This is a genomic window from Telluria sp. BA11, assembly GCF_056680305.1.
Genome location: NZ_CM155275.1, coordinates 3,613,621 through 3,631,617, shown reverse-complemented (window position 1 = coordinate 3,631,617; position 17,997 = coordinate 3,613,621). Strand labels below are relative to the sequence as shown.

The following is a 17,997-nucleotide window of genomic DNA, read 5'->3' as shown; positions in this document are numbered from 1 at the left end:
CCTCAGAAAGAAAAATTGGAAAGTACATCCGGCATGCCGCCAGCCACAGCTGCGGCCTCGTCCTCGGCCAGTTTGGCGGCGTTCCAGATTTCGAAGTGGCTGCCCATACCGAGCATCATCACTTCCTTCTCGAGCCCGACTGCAGCGCGCAGCTCGGGGGAGATCAGGATCCGTCCGGCGCTGTCGAGCTCGACATCGACGGCATTGCCAAGGAAAATACGCTGCCACGAACGGGCCGACATCGGCCAGGCGGCGATCTGCTTGCGATGCTCTTCCCACACCGGGCGCGGAAAGAACAACAGGCAGCCCTGTGGATGCTTGGTCAGCGTGACGCGACCTTCGCACTGAAGTGTCAGGGCGTCACGATGCTTGGCTGGAATGGACATCCGCCCTTTTGCATCGAGGTTGATCGCTGACGCGCCCTGGAACACGTAAATGCCTAGCTTGGAGAATTCGGTTGGTCGTTGTTGTCTGGCGCCGGGATCTGGATTTCTTCCCACAAATCGACACTTTTTCACACTGTTTCCCACTTTAGTGGAAGCAATGTTGACGGTCAAGCGAAATCCCAACCGTGCTTTCCTAATTTTGCCAATGAAACCAATGACTTAGGTGTATGTTTGGGGTACTCGACAATTCAAAATATTCCTTTAAATTAGGGACTTAGCCGTTACAGTGAAGGTCGGGCCTCATTCCACAACAACATATTTACGTTTGTGCAAGCGCAAGGCAAAGAATAAAATTGACGTAAAGTAACAACCAGCGTGTGTTTGAAACCACTGTACAGGCATCCAGCACTCTGATGCACCCCAAGAACTTGCCAATGCGCTATGCTCCCCTTTGCAGCACCGGATAACGACTATTGGTTTAACGAATCATTCATTTTTCCGGTTAACTATTTTGACTTTGGGAAACTTAAAACGTAACATCAGTAAATATGAAAAATTCACCCGACCTGCAGCCGGCCGCACCGTACAACGCCGCCGACTATTGCTCAACCAAGGAGGCGGCAGCGGTCCTTGGCGTGTCGCACCGCACGGTGCAACTGTGGGTCGAGAGCGGCACGCTGCAGGCGTGGCGCACGGCTGGCGGCCATCGCCGCATCACGCTGGAATCGGTTAACCGTCTGGTCGAAGGGCGTCGCATTGCCATTGCCGCGCACGCGCCGCCACCGGCCGCGCCGGTCACCTCGGCGTCATCGACGCGCCGCGTACTCGTGGTGGACGATGATCCCCTGATGCTGCGCCTGTACGAACTCGAGATGGCCGGCTGGGGCATGGACCTGAACGTGGTCAAGGCCAACAACGGCTTCGAGGCCCTGATCCGCATCGGCGAAGAGCGGCCCGACCTGCTGGTGAGCGACCTGAACATGCCGGGCATGGACGGGTTCCGCATGATCCGCACGCTGCGCGAAGACAGCGGCAGCGCCGGGATGAGCATGATCGTGGTGAGCGGCCTGGACCGTGCAACGATCAAGGCCATGGGCTTGCCGGCCGATATCCCGGTGTTTCCGAAGCCGGTGCCGTTTGGCGAACTGCGCGCCGCTGTCGAACACGGTCTGGCGCGCGCTTGACCAGCAAGTGAACTGCTATGCTCGGCGCACCGACGCGCCTTCGATGCCAGCCCATCCATGACCGCCACCCTGGCCTTCCTGCCGATCTTGCCCATCCCGTCGATACTACGGTTCGACCAGCCCGGCATCATCAGCCATTACCCCCGGCAGGAGCACGGCAATGCCCGCTAACACCATTCTTGTCGTCGATGACCAGGACGAACTGCGCCTGCTGATTTCGCTGAGCCTGCAAGCTCTGGGCCGCATTGTCGAAGCGGCCAACGCCGAACAGGCGCTCGCGCGGTTTGCGGCCGAGCGGCCCGACGTCGTCATGCTCGATATCTGGCTCGGCCCCGGCGAGAGCGGCCTGGACGTCTGCGCGCGCCTGCGGCAGGATCCCGCCAACGCCGGCGTCAAGATCGTGCTGCTGTCGGCCTGCGGCCAGCAAAGCGATGTCGCAGCCGGCATGGCCGCCGGCGCCGATCTGTACATCGTCAAGCCGTTCAGCCCGATCGAACTGATCGACGCGGTATCGGGATTGCTGGCGAATTTGCCTGAAAACACGGCTTAATATTTCCTAAATGAAACTAATATTGCTTTTAGAGACTATTCTCTAATTTGCTATAAAGCCGCAAAACCGACAACTGTGTTTATCTTTATCGCAATTTTCAGCCGTCCAGTGCGCGACCTGCGCGACACATCCGGTTGAACCGGCAAGTAAATACCGTCAAACCCGAAATACCGCTACATCCCCTTCTCGCACTGTCCCGCACTGCGTTCGCGCACGCCGCTGCCAAAGTGGCTATGATGGTCTTCATCGATCATCTACCGGCTATTTGCCCCGAACACAAAGCATGTCGCGCTCCCTCCGTTTCCTTGCTGCTCTGCTGGCCACCGCCACCTTGACCTTGCCGGTCGGTGCGGATGCACGCGTGGTGTCGGCAAGCTTCGAAGCGCGCCTGACGATCGTGGCCACCTGTTCGATCAGTGCCGGCGCCGCCGTGCAAGTGCAGTGCGCCAGCCCGGCTACACCGTATCTCCTCGACGCCCCGGCGGCGCCATCGCTGCGCAGTGCCGGCCCCGACGCCGGCCGCGTCACCGTCTACTTCTGACGCACTGACAATCGAGCAAGGTCAGAGCAAGGTCAGAGCCAGGTCATTGCCTGGCCTGCCCTGTCGGCCTGCGCGCCTCTCCGGTATCATGCAGGGATGAATTCCATTCCTTTTATGCCGTTCGTCATCGGGGTCGCCGGTGGCAGCGGCAGTGGCAAGTCCACGGTCTCCCAGCAGGTACTGGCGTCGTTCGGTGCCGACATGGTCTCGATCGTGATGCAGGACGATTACTACCGCGACCAGTCCGACCTGCCCCCTGAAGTGCGCCGCAAGCAGAACTACGATCATCCGCACGCGTTCGACTGGCCGCTGCTGATCCAGCACGTCCAGGCCCTGCGCAATGGCGAGGCAATCGCGATGCCCGAGTACGATTTTACGATCGACAACCGCTCGGACAAGACCATCCCCGTCAAGCCGGCGCCCGTCATCGTCGTCGAAGGGCTGTTTGCGCTGTACGACGCCGATCTGCGCGACATGATGTCGCTGAAGATCTTTGTCGATACGGCGTCCGACGTGCGCTTCATCCGCCGCATGCAGCGCGATATTGCCGAACGCGGCCGCTCATTGGAGAGCATCGTCAGCCAGTACCTGGACACGGTACGGCCGATGCACAAGCAGTTCATCGAACCCACCAAGCGCAATGCCGACGTGATCCTGCCCCATGGCGCAAACGGCCCGGCGGTCGACATGATCACCACCAAGGTCGCGAGCATCATCGGCCGGTCAAAGCGGCCCTGACTACAGCGCGGCTCGCGGCGCGCACGAGCAATTCAGGCGCGCATGTGCTTTTCGACGGCGGCCTGCAGCGCGGATCTGAACCGGGCCAGGTCGCCCGACTTGTGGACATAGTCGACGGCGCCGAGCGTGCGGGCACGCTCGCGGTCGGCGTCGAGATCCGAGTTGGTCAGGATGATCAACGGCACCTCGTACTGCAGCTGGTAGCCCCGCATCAGGATCATCGTCTCGAACCCATCCATCCGGGGCATCTTCAGGTCCATCAGGATGAGGTCGAAATGACGTTGCTTCATCAGGACCAGCGCATCCCAACCGTCGCGCGCGACATCGACATCGAACCTGCCTTCGAATTTTTCCAGCGCCTGCAGTGTGAATTCGGCGTCGAACGGAAGGTCTTCGACCACCAGGATGACTTTTTTGGCAGCATTGTCTGTCTTGGTCATTGCACAGTCTGGCTTCAGGTAAATCGCTGTGGAGATGTACTTCTGGTTGTCGGCGTCATCAATACAGTATAGACGAGCAACCAGCGTGGCGTTGTGGCATGTCCGGCGGATGTCCCGACAATGTGAGGCAATCGTTCAGCCCCACGCTGCCGGCCGCTGCTACGGACCGGCGACCAGGCGATTGCGCCCGTCCATCTTCGCCTGATACAACAGGCGGTCAGCAGCTTCGATGGCGGCCAGCGGCGCCGCGCACGTGCCATCGGCCTGGTTGCAGGTATGGACCCCGAGACTGACCGTGACATGGCCGTATGAACTTCCTTCATGCGCCAGGTCGAGCGCCTGCACGGCGGACCGGATGTTCTCGGCCACCGCGCAGGCGCCGTCGCTGTCGGTATCGGGCAGGATGATGGCGAATTCTTCACCGCCGTAGCGCGCGGTCAGGTCGCTCGGCCGCCGTGGCCCCGAGGCAATCGCTCCGGCGACGCGGCGCAGGCAGTCGTCGCCCGCGACATGGCCATAACAGTCGTTGAATTTCTTGAAGTGGTCGACATCGAGCAGGATCAGCGAAAACGGCAGCCCGCTCCTGCGCCCCCGCTCGTATTCGACGGCCAGCACTTCGTCGAAGCGGCGCCGGTTGGCCAGTCCGGTCAGGGCGTCGGCGTCGGCCAGGTGACGCAGCGATACATTGTGCAGTTCGAGCGCGCTGCGCGCCGCGCGCAACTCCGATTCCAGCGCTTCGCGCAAGCGCAACTGGCTGATCATGCGGTGCCCGCCCCAGCCGAGCATGCACACGGCGAACACGACCACGCAGCTCATCTTGATCACTGCCATCCACCAGCCATCCAGGATTTCATCCTTCGCCTGGGCCGTGGCCACCAGCAGCGGAAAGCCGTCCAGGTGGCGGTAGCTGTACAGGCGCTCGACGCCATCGATCCTGGAGGTCATCATCGCCGTGCCGACGGGGCCCGATTTGGAATAGGTCTGGAACACGGGACCATTCCTGATGCTCGTTCCCACCATCGCGGCGTTGAACGGGCGGCGGTAGAGCAGTGTCCCGTCATCGACGGCCAGGATGATCGTGCCGGTGCGCCCGACATCGAAGCTGTCGTAGAACTTGCCGAAGTAATCGAGATTGAGCGATGCCATTGCGACGCCGCCGAAACTGCCATCGGGACGGTTGATCCGGCGCGACACGGGAATCGTCTGGATGCCGGTCGAGCGGCTGAAGATCGGCTTGCCGATGCGCGTCCCCAGGTCGGTATGCGTCATGTGATAACGAAAATACTCGCGGTCCATATTATTCCCCGGCAGCACCGATGGCAGCGAGGTCGCCAGCCGCTCGCCGTCGGCGCCGTAGATATACAACTCGCGCACCTCTTCGCTGGTGCGCGTGATGCGCGCCATCCGTGCATGCAGGCGCGGTATGTCCAGCGGCTGCGTTGCTGACTGTTCGACCCGCTCGACCATCTCTGCCAGTACCGAGTCGGCCACGGTCAACGAGCGCTCGGCATGTGACGCCAGCGCGCGCGCCATGTTTTCGGTGCTGATTGCCGTCTGGTCCAGTTCACCCTGGCGCGATGCCCACAAGCTCCACCCATGCAGGCCGATCAGCAACAGGCAAAAGCCCGCCATGAGGATAATCGACCGCACGACCAGCGGTCTGCGCCGTTCGTCGAGATGTTGCAGGCGGAGCAGGTTCAGATCGGTGGAAGGTGGCATGTCGACGGAATACAACGGTGAAATAGTTTCCCGACAGCATAATAGTTAGCGCTAAAACCGGTTTGCCGAGGAGAACGCCAACTCACGCTCTGTTCATCGCTTAGAAACAGCGCAGGAACGGCGAGCATGGGAACTCGCAGCGCTGGACGCGCACGTGCAACAAAGCCGGATCGAACGGCGTGATCCGATACAAACTGATAGAATGTTTCCCGATGGTAATTTTTATGATGATCGTTATAATATTGGACAGCCTGGATGCCTCATAGAATCAATCGGGATCTCTTCCGGTGGCGCGTGCGCGCCTTCGCCAGGCTGATGTCGGCAGTGCTCGTGCTGGCGCTGGTCGTGGCCGTGCCCAGCGCCCTGGTTGCCGCGTACCAGGGCTATCCGCAAGTCGCCCTGATGGACACGCTCGCACTGGCGTGGATCCTGGCGATCTGGCGCTTCGACCGCTGGTCGCACACGACCCGCGTCGTCAACTTCCTGGCCATGCTGTTTTTCGTTGCCGTCGGTTCAATCGTCTCCGTTGGTGCAGTCGGCCTTTGCTACCTTCTCGCGATACCCGTCATCGCCGTGATCCTGCTGGGACAGCGCGCGGCGTATGCCACGATCGGGGCTGGCGCCCTGGCCATGATTGCTCTGGGCCTGGCCGGCTACAGCCAGCTGACCATGGGCGACCTCGCGCGCGACTCGCCCGTGGGCACGCTGCTCTTCGCGCTCAACTATGCATGTGTCGGCACGCTGGGCACGCTGACGGCGGGCAGCGTACTCAAGGGCTTGTCGCGTTCGCTGAACAAGGCGGACGCCGTTTCCACGTCCCTCGAGCAGGAGCGCACCACATTGCGCGTTGTCAATCAGGAACGGCGACTGACCTCGGCAGCGCTGGCGGGCCTGCACGACATGGTGCTGATCGTCCAGGCAATTCCCGGAAAAACCTCGCACCAGCCGATCATCTTTGCGAACGCGGCGTTCGAGCGCCACAGCGGTTATCGCATCGACGAAATCATCGGGCAAAGCCTGCACGCGCTGCACGGCCCGGAAACCAGCACCGAAACCGTTGCTGCCCTGTCGGATGCGATGGCGCGTTACGAGCCCGCATCGGGGCAACTGGTCAACTACACGAAAGCAGGCGAACCGCGCTGGGTGGAAGTCGATATCGTGCCGTTCGCCGGCGAAGGCGGCCCGATCACGCACTGGGTGGCCGTCGGCCGCGACATCACCGAAAAGCGACAGTCTGCCGAATCGATCCGCAAGCTGGCGTTCTACGACGTGCTGACCGAATTGCCGAACCGGCGACTGCTGATGGAGCGCCTCAGCACCCTGGTCGACAGGGCCCAGCGTGGCGACGGCATCGGGGCCGTGCTGTATCTCGACCTCGACAACTTCAAGAGCGTCAACGATGCGCGCGGCCATGCGACCGGGGACGCCCTGCTGAAACACGTGGCCGGCATCCTGCGCGAGACCGTCCACCGGCGCGATACCGTGGCACGTCTCGGCGGCGACGAATTCGTCGTGCTGGCCGAGCATCTTGGCGACGACGCCACCGCCGCCACCGCCGCCGCGGTAGCATTGGCCGAGCGCGTCGGCACCGCCCTGCGCCGGCCGATCGAGATCGATGGCCAGGTTTACCAGTCGTCAGGGAGCGTGGGCATTTCGCTGCCCACCCGGCCGGAGCAGACCGCCCAGGACCTGCTGCGCGAAGCCGATACGGCCATGTACCACGCCAAGGCTGCGGGGCGCAACGGCGCCGCCCTGTTCGAGACGACCATGCTGGCCGCCGCCGAAAATACGCTGATGCTCGAACGCGACCTGGGCAATGCCCTCGACAACGACGAGTTCGCGTTGCACCTGCAGCTGCAGGTCAGCCCCGATGGCCAACCGATCGGTGCGGAATCGCTGCTGCGCTGGCGCCGTGCCGACGGCATACTGGTGCCACCCGACGTGTTCATTCCGATCGCCGAAAAAACAGGTTTGATCGTACCGCTGGGAACCTGGGTACTGCGGCAGGCATGCCTGTCCTGGCTGCACCTGTCCCGCGCCGGCCACGCACTGCCGCTGTCGGTCAACGTCAGCCCGCGCCAGTTCCAGCAAGCCGACTTCGTCGACGTGGTGCGCTCGATTCTCGCCGAAACGGGCGTGCCCGCCACCCAGCTGATCTTCGAACTGACGGAGGGCCTGCTGGTCGAGAACATGGAGGCAACCGTCGCCCGAATGCATGTGCTGGCCGAGCTGGGCATCCGGTTCTCGATCGACGACTTCGGCACCGGCTACTCGAGCCTGGCCTACCTGCAGAAAATGCCATTGTACGAACTGAAGATCGACAAGGGCTTCATGCGCGACATGCCGCACGACGTCAATGGCACGGCACTGGTCAAGTCCATCCTCGCCATGGCCGGCCAGCTTGGCCTGCGCGTCGTCGCCGAAGGCATCGAAACCCGCGAGCAGGCGCAGTTTCTCGCATCGCACGGCAAACCCTGCATGCAGGGCTTCCTGTTCTCCCGCCCGATGCCGCTAGGCGAACTGATCAGCCAACTCGAAGCCGCCCTCCCGTCACACCATCAGAACATCAGCAACACCGTCACCGTGTCGCGGTAGTCGCCCGGCGTCGGGGCGCGCTGACTTGGCACGATCCCGTACATCATGACGTTCTGCGCGCTGCCGGTACCGGTGCCGCTGTAGACCATGGTGCCGGCCTGTCCGTCGCCCCAGGCCTGGCCGTCGGGCGTGGCCGAGATCCGGTAGGTCAACGTTTCCCCGGTCACACTGTTCTTCATCGTGCGCGCACCCGGATTGTTCGACACGCCGCCGTTCAGCGCGATCTGGTACGTGCTGTTGGCCGTGCAGGCCACGCTCAGCGGCGCGCTGATGCGCTGGTCGGTGATCGGGCTGCCGCTGGCAAAGGCCAGGTTGCTGGTGCTGATCAGGCAATTATTGACCGCCGTAGCGCGCGCCTGGAACGAGAACGCAGCGCTGGCCCCGCCCGTGCACGGCACGCTGCCGAAGCCGTACTGTACGGTGCCGTGGCCGGCGAAGCTGGCGCCATACACTGTGTCGGCATTGCCGACCGTGGCCACGCCCACCAGGCTCGCCGCCGGAATCTTGCCGTACACGGTGAAGCTGCGCGTCACCCCGCCCAATCCGAGCAAGCCCGCCAGCGTTGCGGTGACCGGCCTGGCGCCGATGGTGCTGGCGGTGCTGCCCCAGATCTTGGCCGCCGTGTACGAGCTGTCGGTGTAGAGGTTATACGACAGGCGGTTGCTGCCGTTGAGCAGGTAGCGCGGGGCGCCCGTGCCGCCGCCCGGGCCCACGCCCAGGTTGACGCAGACATTCGCCGCCGGCAGCAGCAGCGCGTTGGTCCCGATGGTCCAGTAGCAGGTCACGTTCAGCGTGCCGCTGGCCGTGACATCGCTGCCCGCAATGGGGCTGACGACACCGAAGTCGACATCGGTCATCGTGGCCACGCAATTGTCGGCGCGCGCCGCAGTGGCGGCCAGCAACCACAGCAGGGCAGTCGGCAGGATCAGGCGGCACAGGCGTGACGCGAGTGGGCGGCAGATTGCGGTCATTTGGTCATTCTCCTTGCAGGGGCTGGCAAACCAGCGGTCCGATCACGGGCAGTTCGCCCGCCACCGGCTTGTAGTCAAAACGCACTTCGCACCCGTCCTTGCCGCTGCCGACGCGCACGCGGTTCTGCGCGCGCAAGCCTTCGATGAACAGCACGCCATCGTACCCGACCATCGCCGTCGATTCGCTGCCGTCCAGGCGCGCCAGCGTGCCGACGTCGGGCACCGTGCCATCGGCGCGCACCAGCGTGAGCGTTGCGGCCGCGTAGCGTTCGATCGCGAAGCGCGCCACCACGCCGGCATTCTGGCGCGGCACGATCTCGAGGACCGTGTGCGGGATGCGGGTATCGGAAGGCAGCGACGACGGGTCGATCGCGATCCGGCTGGCGGCGTACGGTTGCAGGTCGGGCACCAGGAGGCGCCCGTTGCGGTCGGTGCGGCCGATCGGACGATTGTCCTGCAGCACCGGCAGGTCGGGCGCGCCGCTCGAGACGAGCGCAAAACCACGTCCGACATTGCGCGCCGTGATCAGCGCGCCATCCATCGCAACGATGGCGCCGCTGACATCCAGGCTCGTGTTGCGGCTCTCGCCCACGCGCTGCGTCGACACGATCGCGCGGCCGTGCGCGCCCAGGTATTGCACCTGGGCCTGGTCGTAGCGCTGCGCCCCGGTCTTGCCTGCCTGGACGGCCCAGCCAAGGCCACCGTCGAAGTCCGGCGCGCGCCCCATCGACACCGACGCCACCTGCTCACCGCGCTGACGCCCCGCATTGGCGTTGACGGCCACGCGCGAATCGAAGGCCATGCTGAAGGTGGCCGTGATGCCCCGTTCGGCACGCCGCTCGAGATCCTGGAACGCGCCCAGGCTGAAGTAGCCGCGCAGGCCGACGCTGCGCGACCAGGCCAGCGACACGGTGCGCGTCACCAGGGCCGGGCTCGCGGACAAGGCTGGGGCCAGCCCGGCCAGCCTGCTCAACGGGTTGCCAAACGGATCGAGCACCGGCGCGACGCCTGCCACCAGTGGCGTGCGCAGCTGAATCAGGTTCATGCTGAAGCTGTTGCCGCCGAACGCGGTGCTGATGCTGGCCCGGTCGAGCGCGCGCGGTACCGGCGTGCCTTCGAGCGTGCCCAGGTCGCCGAAGCCGGCGCTCGCGCGGATCGATTGCAGGTCGAGCGCGAAGCGTGGCGACACGTACTGGTACCCAAGCGTGGCTTGCCAGCCCCGATAACGGCCGGCACTGGCCGCCAGTGCGCCGCTGGCCACGCCGGCGCCGGGTACGCGCGCGAGCACACCGCCGCCCAGCAGGACCTGGCCGCTGCCGGCCTCGGCATGCCCTTCCAGCGTCAGGCGGTCGGTCCAGCCGTGGCGCACCGAGCCCACTGCCGCCGGGCCGCCGTAGCGGAACGATGCCACGCCGTAGTCGCGCCGCAGCGCGCCAAGGGAGACGGCGAAATCGGTCAGGCCGTGCGCCAACAGGCGGGTATCGACATACAGCGGCAGCGTGGTGGCCACTTCGCGCCCCAGCGCATCGCGCGTGATGACGGTGGCCTGGCCGGCGCCGTTCAGGCCCGCCACCTGGTCGACCACGAACGGGCCAGTGGGCACGCTGGTGCTGAACTGGCGCACGTTGTTGACGAACAGGTCCACGCTCGTGGGCACGACGGCCGAACCGGCAATCGAGGCCACCGGATAGGTCACCAGGTCCGGGCGCAGCTCGAAGTTGCGGCGCCACTCGATGCCGCCCAGGCGCAGCGCGCGTGACCAGCTCAGCGCGGGGGTGACGGTGTCGCCCAGTTGCACGGTGGTCAAGCGATCCTGGTTGGCGTAAGTCCAGGTGGTGTCGTAACGCGTGTAGCCGCGCTCTTCGCCGCGCAGGATCGCCGCGCCGGTGCTGGTCAAGCTGCCGTGCGGGTCAAAATAACGCAGGTCGAGATTGCTGGCCACCGAACCGCCGCTGCTCTGGGCGAACACGTTGTAGTTCAGCAGCATGCCGCGGCTGGCCTGGCCGGCGCCGCTGGCGCGCACCGTGCGCGCACTGATCACGCGCGCCACGCGCAGGCGATCCGACAGGGTCAGCGCCAGCGTCTGGGTGGCGCTGTCGTAGCGCCAGGTCATGCCGTCGATCTCGTCGAGCAGAAAATCCGTGCGGTCGGCCACGCCGAAGCGCGCCGGGTCCAGGCCCAGTTCGCGCAGGCTCTCGACCGTCATGCGCAGGCTGGCGTCCTGCTGGATCACGGAGACAAGCAGGCCCGTGGGCTGACCATCGATCGAGACGTCCAGATACAGTTCGGTGGGTTGGGCGGCAACCAGGCCGGCCTGCGCCTCGAGCGCGGCCAGCGACGCCGACGCCGGCGCGGCGGCAACCATGGCGGCCGCTGCCGCGATGGGGGTGACGCTCAAGGCCAGCAGGCAGGTGGACAGGGACGACGACCTCAGGGCCCGCCACGCCCGGTGGCGCGTGTGCATGGCTGCCCCGGTCGTCAGTCGCGCGCGACGGCCGCCTTGGCGGACTGCGGCTTGGCGTTGACGTTGGTGTCGATGGCGAGCGGCGCCGGCAGTGCAGCGGCGACGTCGGCGGGCAAGGCCCATTCGCGCGTGCGGCCCGGCAGCGCGTAACCCAGCAAGCCTTTGCTGAGCACGACGTCGCGGCTGCCGACCGTCACGCTGGTGGCGCCGATCTGCGCATGCAGCGCGCCGGTATTGCGGGCGCGCAGGTACCAGGCGCCGGCGCGCTGGAAGGTGCTCCATTCGAGCTGCGGGGCAGCTTGCGTATCGCTCGGCAGCACGAAGGCCGGGACCGAATACTGCAGGCGGATCGCGACATTGCCCTGCTGGGGGTCGCCACGCGGCAGTTCATCGATCAGGATGCGGTAGGTCTGTTCGCCGCCGCCAGGGGCCGACGGGTTACCGACTGGGGTGCCGGCGCGGCGCACGAGGCGGATCGTCTGGGCACTCTTGCCCGCGATCTCGATGATCGGCGGACTGGCCACGAGCTGCGTGGTCGGGGTCAAGGCGTCGATGCCGTCACGCTGGTCCCAGGCATATACCCGGACCTGGCCGTACAGCGGCGTGTCGCCATTGTTCTGCAACTGGATGCCGGCCGCATTCTGGCCGGGCTGGAAGCTGATCGACACCGGTGAAATCTGCAGGTTGGCGCCATGCGCCGCCGTACCGGATAACAGTGCCGCTGCCAGCACGATGGAGAAGAAACCCCGCATGCACGATTCCGATCAGAAGTAGATGGTCGCGGTGATCGTCGATTTGTAGTTGTCCGGCGTCGGCGCCTTCTGGACCGGGATTTCACCGTACACGGTCAGCGTCTGCGCAGTGCCGGTACCGGTGCCGGCCAGCGTGTCGGTGCCCTGGGTATTGCCCCACAGGCCCGAACCCGCAGTGCGGTACAGGTTGACGGCAACGGTGTCGGCGTTTGCGCCGGTACCGCTCAAAAAGCGCGTGGTGCCGGCCGAACCGGCGCCGGTGCCGGCGTCCAGGCCCACATTGTAGGGGGTGGTGTTGGTGCAGGTCACATTGATGTTCGACGAACCCGTGATCGCCGAGGTGATCACGCCGGTCTGGCCGAAGTCGATGCCGTTGGCAGCGATGGTGCAGTCGGCCACGACGCGCATCGTGACGTCAAAGGTGCTGGTCTTGCTCTTGGAATACACCGCGGCGCCCGTGGTGAAAGGCATGACAGCAGCCAGGACAGCAGCCATGACACGGATACGTTTCGAAGTGCTCATCATCATATTCTCCAGATTCAAGGGCGCTGTCACCGCGACGCGCATCGTCTTGCTCAACTCAGAAAATATGATACATGTGTTTCCGCGTGGAATCAAAGCGCTTTTTTCAATTCTGCCGAATCTGCGCACTTTGCTGGTTTTTTGCAACACTCGTTGTATCGTTGTCATCCAGCAGCGGATTTAATCCTGGGGTTCAGCCCATGACCGTGCATGCGCAACTGCCCGTCCCCAGCGCGCCATCAGCGTCGCGCGGCGCTCGTCCTCCATGCGGGGCTCGAAACAGGTATCGACCTGCCACTGGTGTTCGAGTGCTGCGGGCGACTCCCAGACGCCACACGCCAGGCCGGCAAGCCAGGCGGCGCCCAGCGCCGTCGTTTCGGTCACGCGCGGGCGCACCACGGGGATGCCGAGCAGGTCGGGCTGGAATTGCATCAGCAGGTCGTTGCGCGCCGCCCCGCCATCGGCGCGCAGTTCGGTAACGGCGCAGGCGGCGTCCTTCTGCATGGCCGTCAGGAGTTCGGCGCTCTGATAGGCAATCGCCTCGAGCGCGGCGCGCGCGATGTGGGCGGCAGTCGTGCCGCGCGTCATGCCGAGGATGGTGGCGCGGGCATACGGATCCCAGTGCGGCGCACCCAGGCCGGTGAACGCCGGCACCAGCATCACGCCGCCACTGTCGGGCACGCTCGTGGACAGCGCCTCGACCTCGCGTGACTGGCGGATGATGCCCAGGCCATCGCGCAACCACTGCACCGTCGCCCCACCCATGAAGACGCTGCCTTCGAGCAGGTAATCACTGCGCCCGTCGAGCGTCCAGCCGACGGTCGACAGCAGGCGGTGATGCGATACCGGTGCGGTGGCGCCGGCATGCATCAGCATGAAGCACCCGGTGCCGTAGGTATTCTTGACCATGCCCTTGCGATGGCACGCCTGGCCGAACGTGGCTGCCTGCTGGTCGCCGGCAATGCCGGCAATCGGGATCGGGTGGCCAAACCACTCGGCGGCGGCATGCCTCACCAGGCCGCTGCTGGGCACGATCTCGGGCAGTACCGCGCGCGGGATGTCGAACAGCGCCAGCAAGGCGTCATCCCAGGCCAGCGTATGGATGTTGAACAGCATCGTGCGCGCCGCGTTGCTGGTATCGGTCACGTGACGCCCGCACAGGCGGTACACCAGATAGCTGTCGACGGTGCCGAAGGCCAGCTCGCCCCGCTCGGCCCGCTTGCGGGCGCCCGGGACGTGGTCGAGCAACCATTGCAGCTTGGTGGCTGAAAAATACGCGTCCAGTTCCAGGCCTGTCAGTTCAGCGATCATGGTGGCCCTGCCCGCTTCGCGCAGCCGGTCGCAGGCGCCGGCCGTGCGCCGGTCTTGCCAGACGATGGCATTGGCCACGGGTTCACCGGTAACGCGGTCCCACAGGAGCGTCGTTTCACGCTGGTTGGCGATGCCGATCGCGGCAATGCGCGCAGGGTCAACGCCGCTGTCGGTCAGCGCGGCGCGCGCGCAGGCAAGCTGGCTGGCCCAGATGTCCGCCGGATCGTGCTCGACCCAGCCGGGCTGCGGGAAATGCTGGGGAAATTCACGCTGGCAGCTGGCCACGGCCACGCCGGCATCGTCGAACACGATCGCACGCGAACTGGTGGTGCCCTGGTCGAGGGCGAGGATGTAGTGGGTCAATGCGGTCTCCGGAACGACCGGGGAAAACGCGCACCGAGCGGTGCGCGTCATGAATTATGTGTAAAGCAGGCCGATAGGCCGGATTCTGTGTAATGCCACCTTGCGGCGACACTTGGACAATCATTCCTCTAGGCGCTGAATTACTCCAGCGCTCAAGCTTCCTACCCGCACGCTCCGCGAGCAACATCAACGCGTGCCTATTTGGAATTGCTCCGAGTGGAGGTTACCGCGTTTCACCGTAACTAAATACGCTCGTCTCTGTGGCCCTATTCCTCGCCTTGTACCACTGGCTTGCGCCAGCGGATTTCGGCGGACGGCCGTTAACCGTCACCCTGCTCTATGGAGTCCGGACCTTCCTCCCGTCCACGACCTTGCGGCGTGGACCAGCGACTGCCTGGCCTGCTTCACGGGGCGTATTGTACCCGTTTGAAGAAGTGATCAGGGAATCGTCGTCGCATGGCAGACCTGCTGCGCGAATCCCTGATGGAGAACTGCTAATTGAGCGCAATCGATTCGGCGCCAAGGCCAAATAATTCTTCAATCAACTTGGCAATATTCGCGCGTACCGCACCTTCATTGGCGACCCGAAGACGCTCGACACCAGAAAATGCCTCGCCGAATGATGCTGTGTACGGCACCGAGATGCGACGGTTCAAGCGCTCCTTGCCGGTCGCACGCTCGACCAGGGAATACGTCACGCCAACAGTCACGGTCATATCCAAGCCGATCATCGGCTGATCGACACGTTCCAGGTGCGCCACCAGCATGTATTTGCCGAGCTGCTTGCCGTTGGCCAGCAGACCGACCTCTCTCAGCGACCCTTCCAGGGCCTGTTCAAACTCGCTGTTGCCAACATTGGACACCCACATGGGGTTCGTTTCCTTGCCCCCCGTGACATCGCGGACAGCAATATTGGCCCGAAGAGGCGTCGGTGCGACCCGTTGTTGTGGCGAGGAATGGGCAATCATCTGGTCAATACGCGCTGGCGCAGCGCAGCCAGACAGGATAAGCGTCAGAGCAAGCGCTGCCGCGGTCAGAGTCATTTTCGACATCGATATCCTCTCAGAACGCTGCGGCAGTGGCGTTGGCCGGGGCAACGCGCGCTGGCCCGATCAGACTGGCGGATGTGCCAACCGCTCCCGGGCATTTCTTCAGGATGGCCGCCTGATGGGTTGCTTCATACTCGCCCCGAAGACGGGCATAGTCCGCTTCCTGTTGCTTCGTACCGCCCAGTGCAAACAGCGCAGGCCAGAACAGAATGATGCCGACACCGGCGATGGCCTTGTCGTTCGATGCTGCTTCATCCAGACGACTTCCCAACTGCCCCACACGCGACTGGATACGCTGGATTTCACTGCCCAGCTGATCGCAGTCGTAGGACTGATATTGCATCGGTGACGTGTAGGCGATTGGCACATCTTTCGATGCAGTCGCACAGCCAGCCAGAGCAATCGACGCGGCTACTATGGATGTCATGGTCTTTTTCATTCCGTGTTCCCTATTGGCGTTATATTTCTTGGCAACAATCGTCGCACCGCAAATGTAGGTTTCACAGTATGTACACGTCAATCTGAAAAGAAATATTTCCTCTATGCCATTCTTCACGCATAAAGCCGTTGTTTATCAACAACTCCGCATGTCGCGACGAATCTGAAATTTAGTGTCGTTATTTCAAAAGCCGTGTTTTAAACGCTCACATAGAATGCCTTGCAAGCGAACCCCATAAGGACGACCCTCCCATGACGCACCCTTCCCGCACCGGCGGCCAGATCCTGGTCGATGCCCTCTCCATTCACGGCGTCGATACCGCCTTCGGTGTCCCGGGTGAAAGCTACCTGGACGTGCTCGACGCGCTGCACGATTCGAACATCCGGTTCGTGATCAACCGCCAGGAAGGGGGCGCGGCGTTCATGGCCGAGGCCTACGGCAAACTCACCGGCAAGCCGGGCATCTGCTTCGTCACGCGTGGGCCGGGCGCGACCAATGCGTCGATCGGCGTGCACACGGCGTACCAGGATTCGACGCCGATGATCCTGTTCATCGGCCAGGTCGGCAACGACTTCGTCGATCGCGAGGCGTTTCAGGAAATCGACTACCGCCGCATGTACGGCCAGATGGCCAAGTGGGTGGCCCAGATCGACCGCGCTGACCGCATTCCCGAATACATGGCGCGCGCGTTCCAGGTCGCCACCAGCGGCCGCCCCGGTCCGGTGGTGCTGGCGCTGCCCGAAGACATGCTGGTGTCGCTGGCCGAGGTCGCCGACACGCGCGCCTATGCGCCAGCGCACGGGGCGCCATCAAGCGACCAGATCGCGCAACTGCGCACGATGCTGGCCGAGGCCGAGCGTCCGGTCGTGCTGCTGGGCGGCGGCACCTGGACCGCGCAAGCCTGCGCCGACCTGGCGCAGTTCGCCGAGCGCAATCACCTGCCGGTGGGCTGCACGTTCCGCTTCCAGGACCTGCTCGACAATGCGCACCCGAACTACATTGGCGACGTGGGCATCGGCATCAATCCGAAGCTGGCCGCACGCGTGAAAGACGCTGACCTCGTCATCGCCATCGGCCCGCGCCTGGGTGAAATGACGACCGGCGGCTACACCTTGCTGGCCGCGCCCGTGCCGGCCCAGCGCCTGGTGCACATCCATCCCGATCCCGAAGAACTGGGCAGCGTGTACCAGGGCGAACTGATGATCGCGGCCGGCATGCCGCAGGCGTGCGCCATGCTCGCCGCGATGGAACCTGTTGACGCAAGCTGGCAGGGCAGCGTGACGCAGGCCAGGAGCGATCTGGCCGCGTGGCAGGCGCAACCTGCCCTGCTGCGCGAAGGCGTCCCGCTCGACCTGTGGCAAGTGGTGCAAGATCTGCAGGGTGCGCTGCCGGCAGACGCGATCATCACCAACGGCGCCGGCAACTACGCGTCGTGGGCGCACCGCTTCTATCGGTACGGCGGCATGCGCACCCAGCTGGCCCCGACCAATGGCGCGATGGGGTATGCGGTGCCAAGCGGCGTCGCGGCCAAGATCGTGCATCCCGAGCGCGCCGTGGTGACCTTTGCCGGCGACGGCGAATTCATGATGACGGGCCAGGAACTGGCCACCGCCGTGCAGTACGGCGCCGGCGTCGTGATCCTGGTCTTCAACAACAATATGTTCGGCACGATCCGCATGCACCAGGAGCGCACCTATCCGGGCCGCGTGTCGGGCACCAACCTGCACAATCCGGATTTCGCGGCGCTGGCGCGCGCCTATGGCGGGCATGGCGAAGTGGTCGACCAGACCGCCGACTTCGCACCGGCGCTGGCACGCGCGCTGGCCTACACGGCGCAGGAACAGCTGCCGGCCGTGATCGAGCTGCGCTACGACGGCAATCTGATCACACCGAACGCCACGCTCGAGATGATGCGTGCGCAGGCCGAGGCCGCAAAAGGAGCACGCTAACGCGCAAAGCGGGAACGTATTGCT

General features: G+C 64.2%; 17 protein-coding genes and 1 other RNA gene. 7 read left to right on the top strand and 11 right to left on the bottom strand.

Translation table 11 applies throughout. The features are described from left to right. Window positions 1-2: 2 nt before the first annotated feature. The gene (gene mraZ, locus AC1MGT_RS16055) at window positions 3-431 is read right to left on the bottom strand and encodes a division/cell wall cluster transcriptional repressor MraZ (RefSeq protein WP_183557569.1); all 429 of its coding nucleotides are present in this window, start codon (window positions 429-431) and stop codon (window positions 3-5) included. Window positions 432-934: 503 nt separating this feature from the next. On the opposite strand from mraZ, the gene AC1MGT_RS16050 reads away from it, so the two are divergent. The 4 genes from AC1MGT_RS16050 (at window position 935) to udk (ending at window position 3,399) form a co-directional block, all read left to right on the top strand. After that, entirely contained in the window at window positions 935-1,570 is a 636-nt protein-coding gene (locus tag AC1MGT_RS16050; protein ID WP_499501005.1) for a response regulator, read from the top strand. Between the two features lie 160 nt (window positions 1,571-1,730). Beyond that, entirely contained in the window at window positions 1,731-2,120 is a 390-nt protein-coding gene (locus tag AC1MGT_RS16045; protein WP_499501004.1) for a response regulator transcription factor, read from the top strand. A 283-nt stretch (window positions 2,121-2,403) separates the two neighbouring features. Further along, a complete protein-coding gene (locus AC1MGT_RS16040; RefSeq protein ID WP_499501003.1) occupies window positions 2,404-2,661 on the top strand; it encodes a hypothetical protein in 258 nt (85 codons plus the stop codon). A 96-nt stretch (window positions 2,662-2,757) separates the two neighbouring features. Then, on the top strand, window positions 2,758-3,399 hold the full coding sequence (udk, locus tag AC1MGT_RS16035; RefSeq protein WP_499501002.1) for a uridine kinase: 642 nt from the start codon (window positions 2,758-2,760) through the stop codon (window positions 3,397-3,399). 32 nt (window positions 3,400-3,431) lie between these two features. On the opposite strand, the gene AC1MGT_RS16030 is transcribed toward udk, so the two are convergent. Together AC1MGT_RS16030 and AC1MGT_RS16025 are read right to left on the bottom strand one after the other, a co-directional pair. Further along, window positions 3,432-3,839 carry a response regulator gene (locus AC1MGT_RS16030; RefSeq protein ID WP_499501001.1) on the bottom strand — a complete coding sequence of 136 codons (408 nt, stop codon included), beginning with the start codon at window positions 3,837-3,839 and terminating at the stop codon, window positions 3,432-3,434. A 159-nt stretch (window positions 3,840-3,998) separates the two neighbouring features. Beyond that, window positions 3,999-5,558, bottom strand: a complete 1,560-nt coding sequence (locus AC1MGT_RS16025; protein ID WP_499501000.1) for a sensor domain-containing diguanylate cyclase — start codon at window positions 5,556-5,558, stop codon at window positions 3,999-4,001. A 255-nt stretch (window positions 5,559-5,813) separates the two neighbouring features. Between AC1MGT_RS16025 and AC1MGT_RS16020 the strand changes: the two genes are divergently transcribed. Then, window positions 5,814-8,153 (top strand): putative bifunctional diguanylate cyclase/phosphodiesterase, encoded by a 2,340-nt coding sequence (locus tag AC1MGT_RS16020; RefSeq protein ID WP_499500999.1) that lies wholly within the window; start codon window positions 5,814-5,816, stop codon window positions 8,151-8,153. On the opposite strand, the gene AC1MGT_RS16015 is transcribed toward AC1MGT_RS16020, so the two are convergent. From AC1MGT_RS16015 to AC1MGT_RS16000, 4 genes are read right to left on the bottom strand one after another with little or no spacing between them, the layout of a single operon-like run. Beyond that, window positions 8,117-9,124, bottom strand: a complete 1,008-nt coding sequence (locus AC1MGT_RS16015; protein ID WP_499500998.1) for a Csu type fimbrial protein — start codon at window positions 9,122-9,124, stop codon at window positions 8,117-8,119. The two genes, AC1MGT_RS16020 and AC1MGT_RS16015, sit on opposite strands and share 37 nt — an antisense overlap. 4 nt (window positions 9,125-9,128) lie before the next feature. Further along, window positions 9,129-11,588 (bottom strand): fimbria/pilus outer membrane usher protein, encoded by a 2,460-nt coding sequence (locus AC1MGT_RS16010; protein ID WP_499500997.1) that lies wholly within the window; start codon window positions 11,586-11,588, stop codon window positions 9,129-9,131. A gap of 14 nt (window positions 11,589-11,602) precedes the next feature. Beyond that, on the bottom strand, window positions 11,603-12,340 hold the full coding sequence (locus AC1MGT_RS16005; RefSeq protein ID WP_499500996.1) for a fimbrial biogenesis chaperone: 738 nt from the start codon (window positions 12,338-12,340) through the stop codon (window positions 11,603-11,605). Between the two features lie 12 nt (window positions 12,341-12,352). Further along, complete coding sequence (locus tag AC1MGT_RS16000) at window positions 12,353-12,862, bottom strand: Csu type fimbrial protein (protein WP_499504299.1); 510 nt, start codon at window positions 12,860-12,862, stop codon at window positions 12,353-12,355. Between AC1MGT_RS16000 and AC1MGT_RS15995 the strand changes: the two genes are divergently transcribed. After that, entirely contained in the window at window positions 12,810-13,046 is a 237-nt protein-coding gene (locus AC1MGT_RS15995; protein WP_499504363.1) for a hypothetical protein, read from the top strand. The genes AC1MGT_RS16000 and AC1MGT_RS15995 overlap by 53 nt on opposite strands. On the opposite strand, the gene glpK is transcribed toward AC1MGT_RS15995, so the two are convergent. The 4 genes from glpK to AC1MGT_RS15975 all read right to left on the bottom strand — a co-directional run bounded on the left by glpK (window position 13,043) and on the right by AC1MGT_RS15975 (window position 16,024). Then, the gene (gene glpK / locus AC1MGT_RS15990; RefSeq protein WP_499500995.1) at window positions 13,043-14,536 is read right to left on the bottom strand and encodes a glycerol kinase GlpK; all 1,494 of its coding nucleotides are present in this window, start codon (window positions 14,534-14,536) and stop codon (window positions 13,043-13,045) included. The genes AC1MGT_RS15995 and glpK overlap by 4 nt on opposite strands. Before the next feature lie 58 nt (window positions 14,537-14,594). Next, window positions 14,595-14,942, bottom strand: an RNA gene (gene rnpB / locus AC1MGT_RS15985) — RNase P RNA component class A. Window positions 14,943-15,030: 88 nt separating this feature from the next. Beyond that, window positions 15,031-15,588: a hypothetical protein gene (locus AC1MGT_RS15980; protein ID WP_499500994.1), complete on the bottom strand. Its 558-nt coding sequence runs from the start codon at window positions 15,586-15,588 to the stop codon at window positions 15,031-15,033. Between the two features lie 10 nt (window positions 15,589-15,598). After that, the gene (locus tag AC1MGT_RS15975; RefSeq protein WP_499500993.1) at window positions 15,599-16,024 is read right to left on the bottom strand and encodes a hypothetical protein; all 426 of its coding nucleotides are present in this window, start codon (window positions 16,022-16,024) and stop codon (window positions 15,599-15,601) included. Between the two features lie 251 nt (window positions 16,025-16,275). On the opposite strand from AC1MGT_RS15975, the gene AC1MGT_RS15970 reads away from it, so the two are divergent. Beyond that, window positions 16,276-17,973 (top strand): thiamine pyrophosphate-binding protein, encoded by a 1,698-nt coding sequence (locus tag AC1MGT_RS15970; RefSeq protein ID WP_499500992.1) that lies wholly within the window; start codon window positions 16,276-16,278, stop codon window positions 17,971-17,973. The last annotated feature ends 24 nt before the right edge of the window (window positions 17,974-17,997 follow it).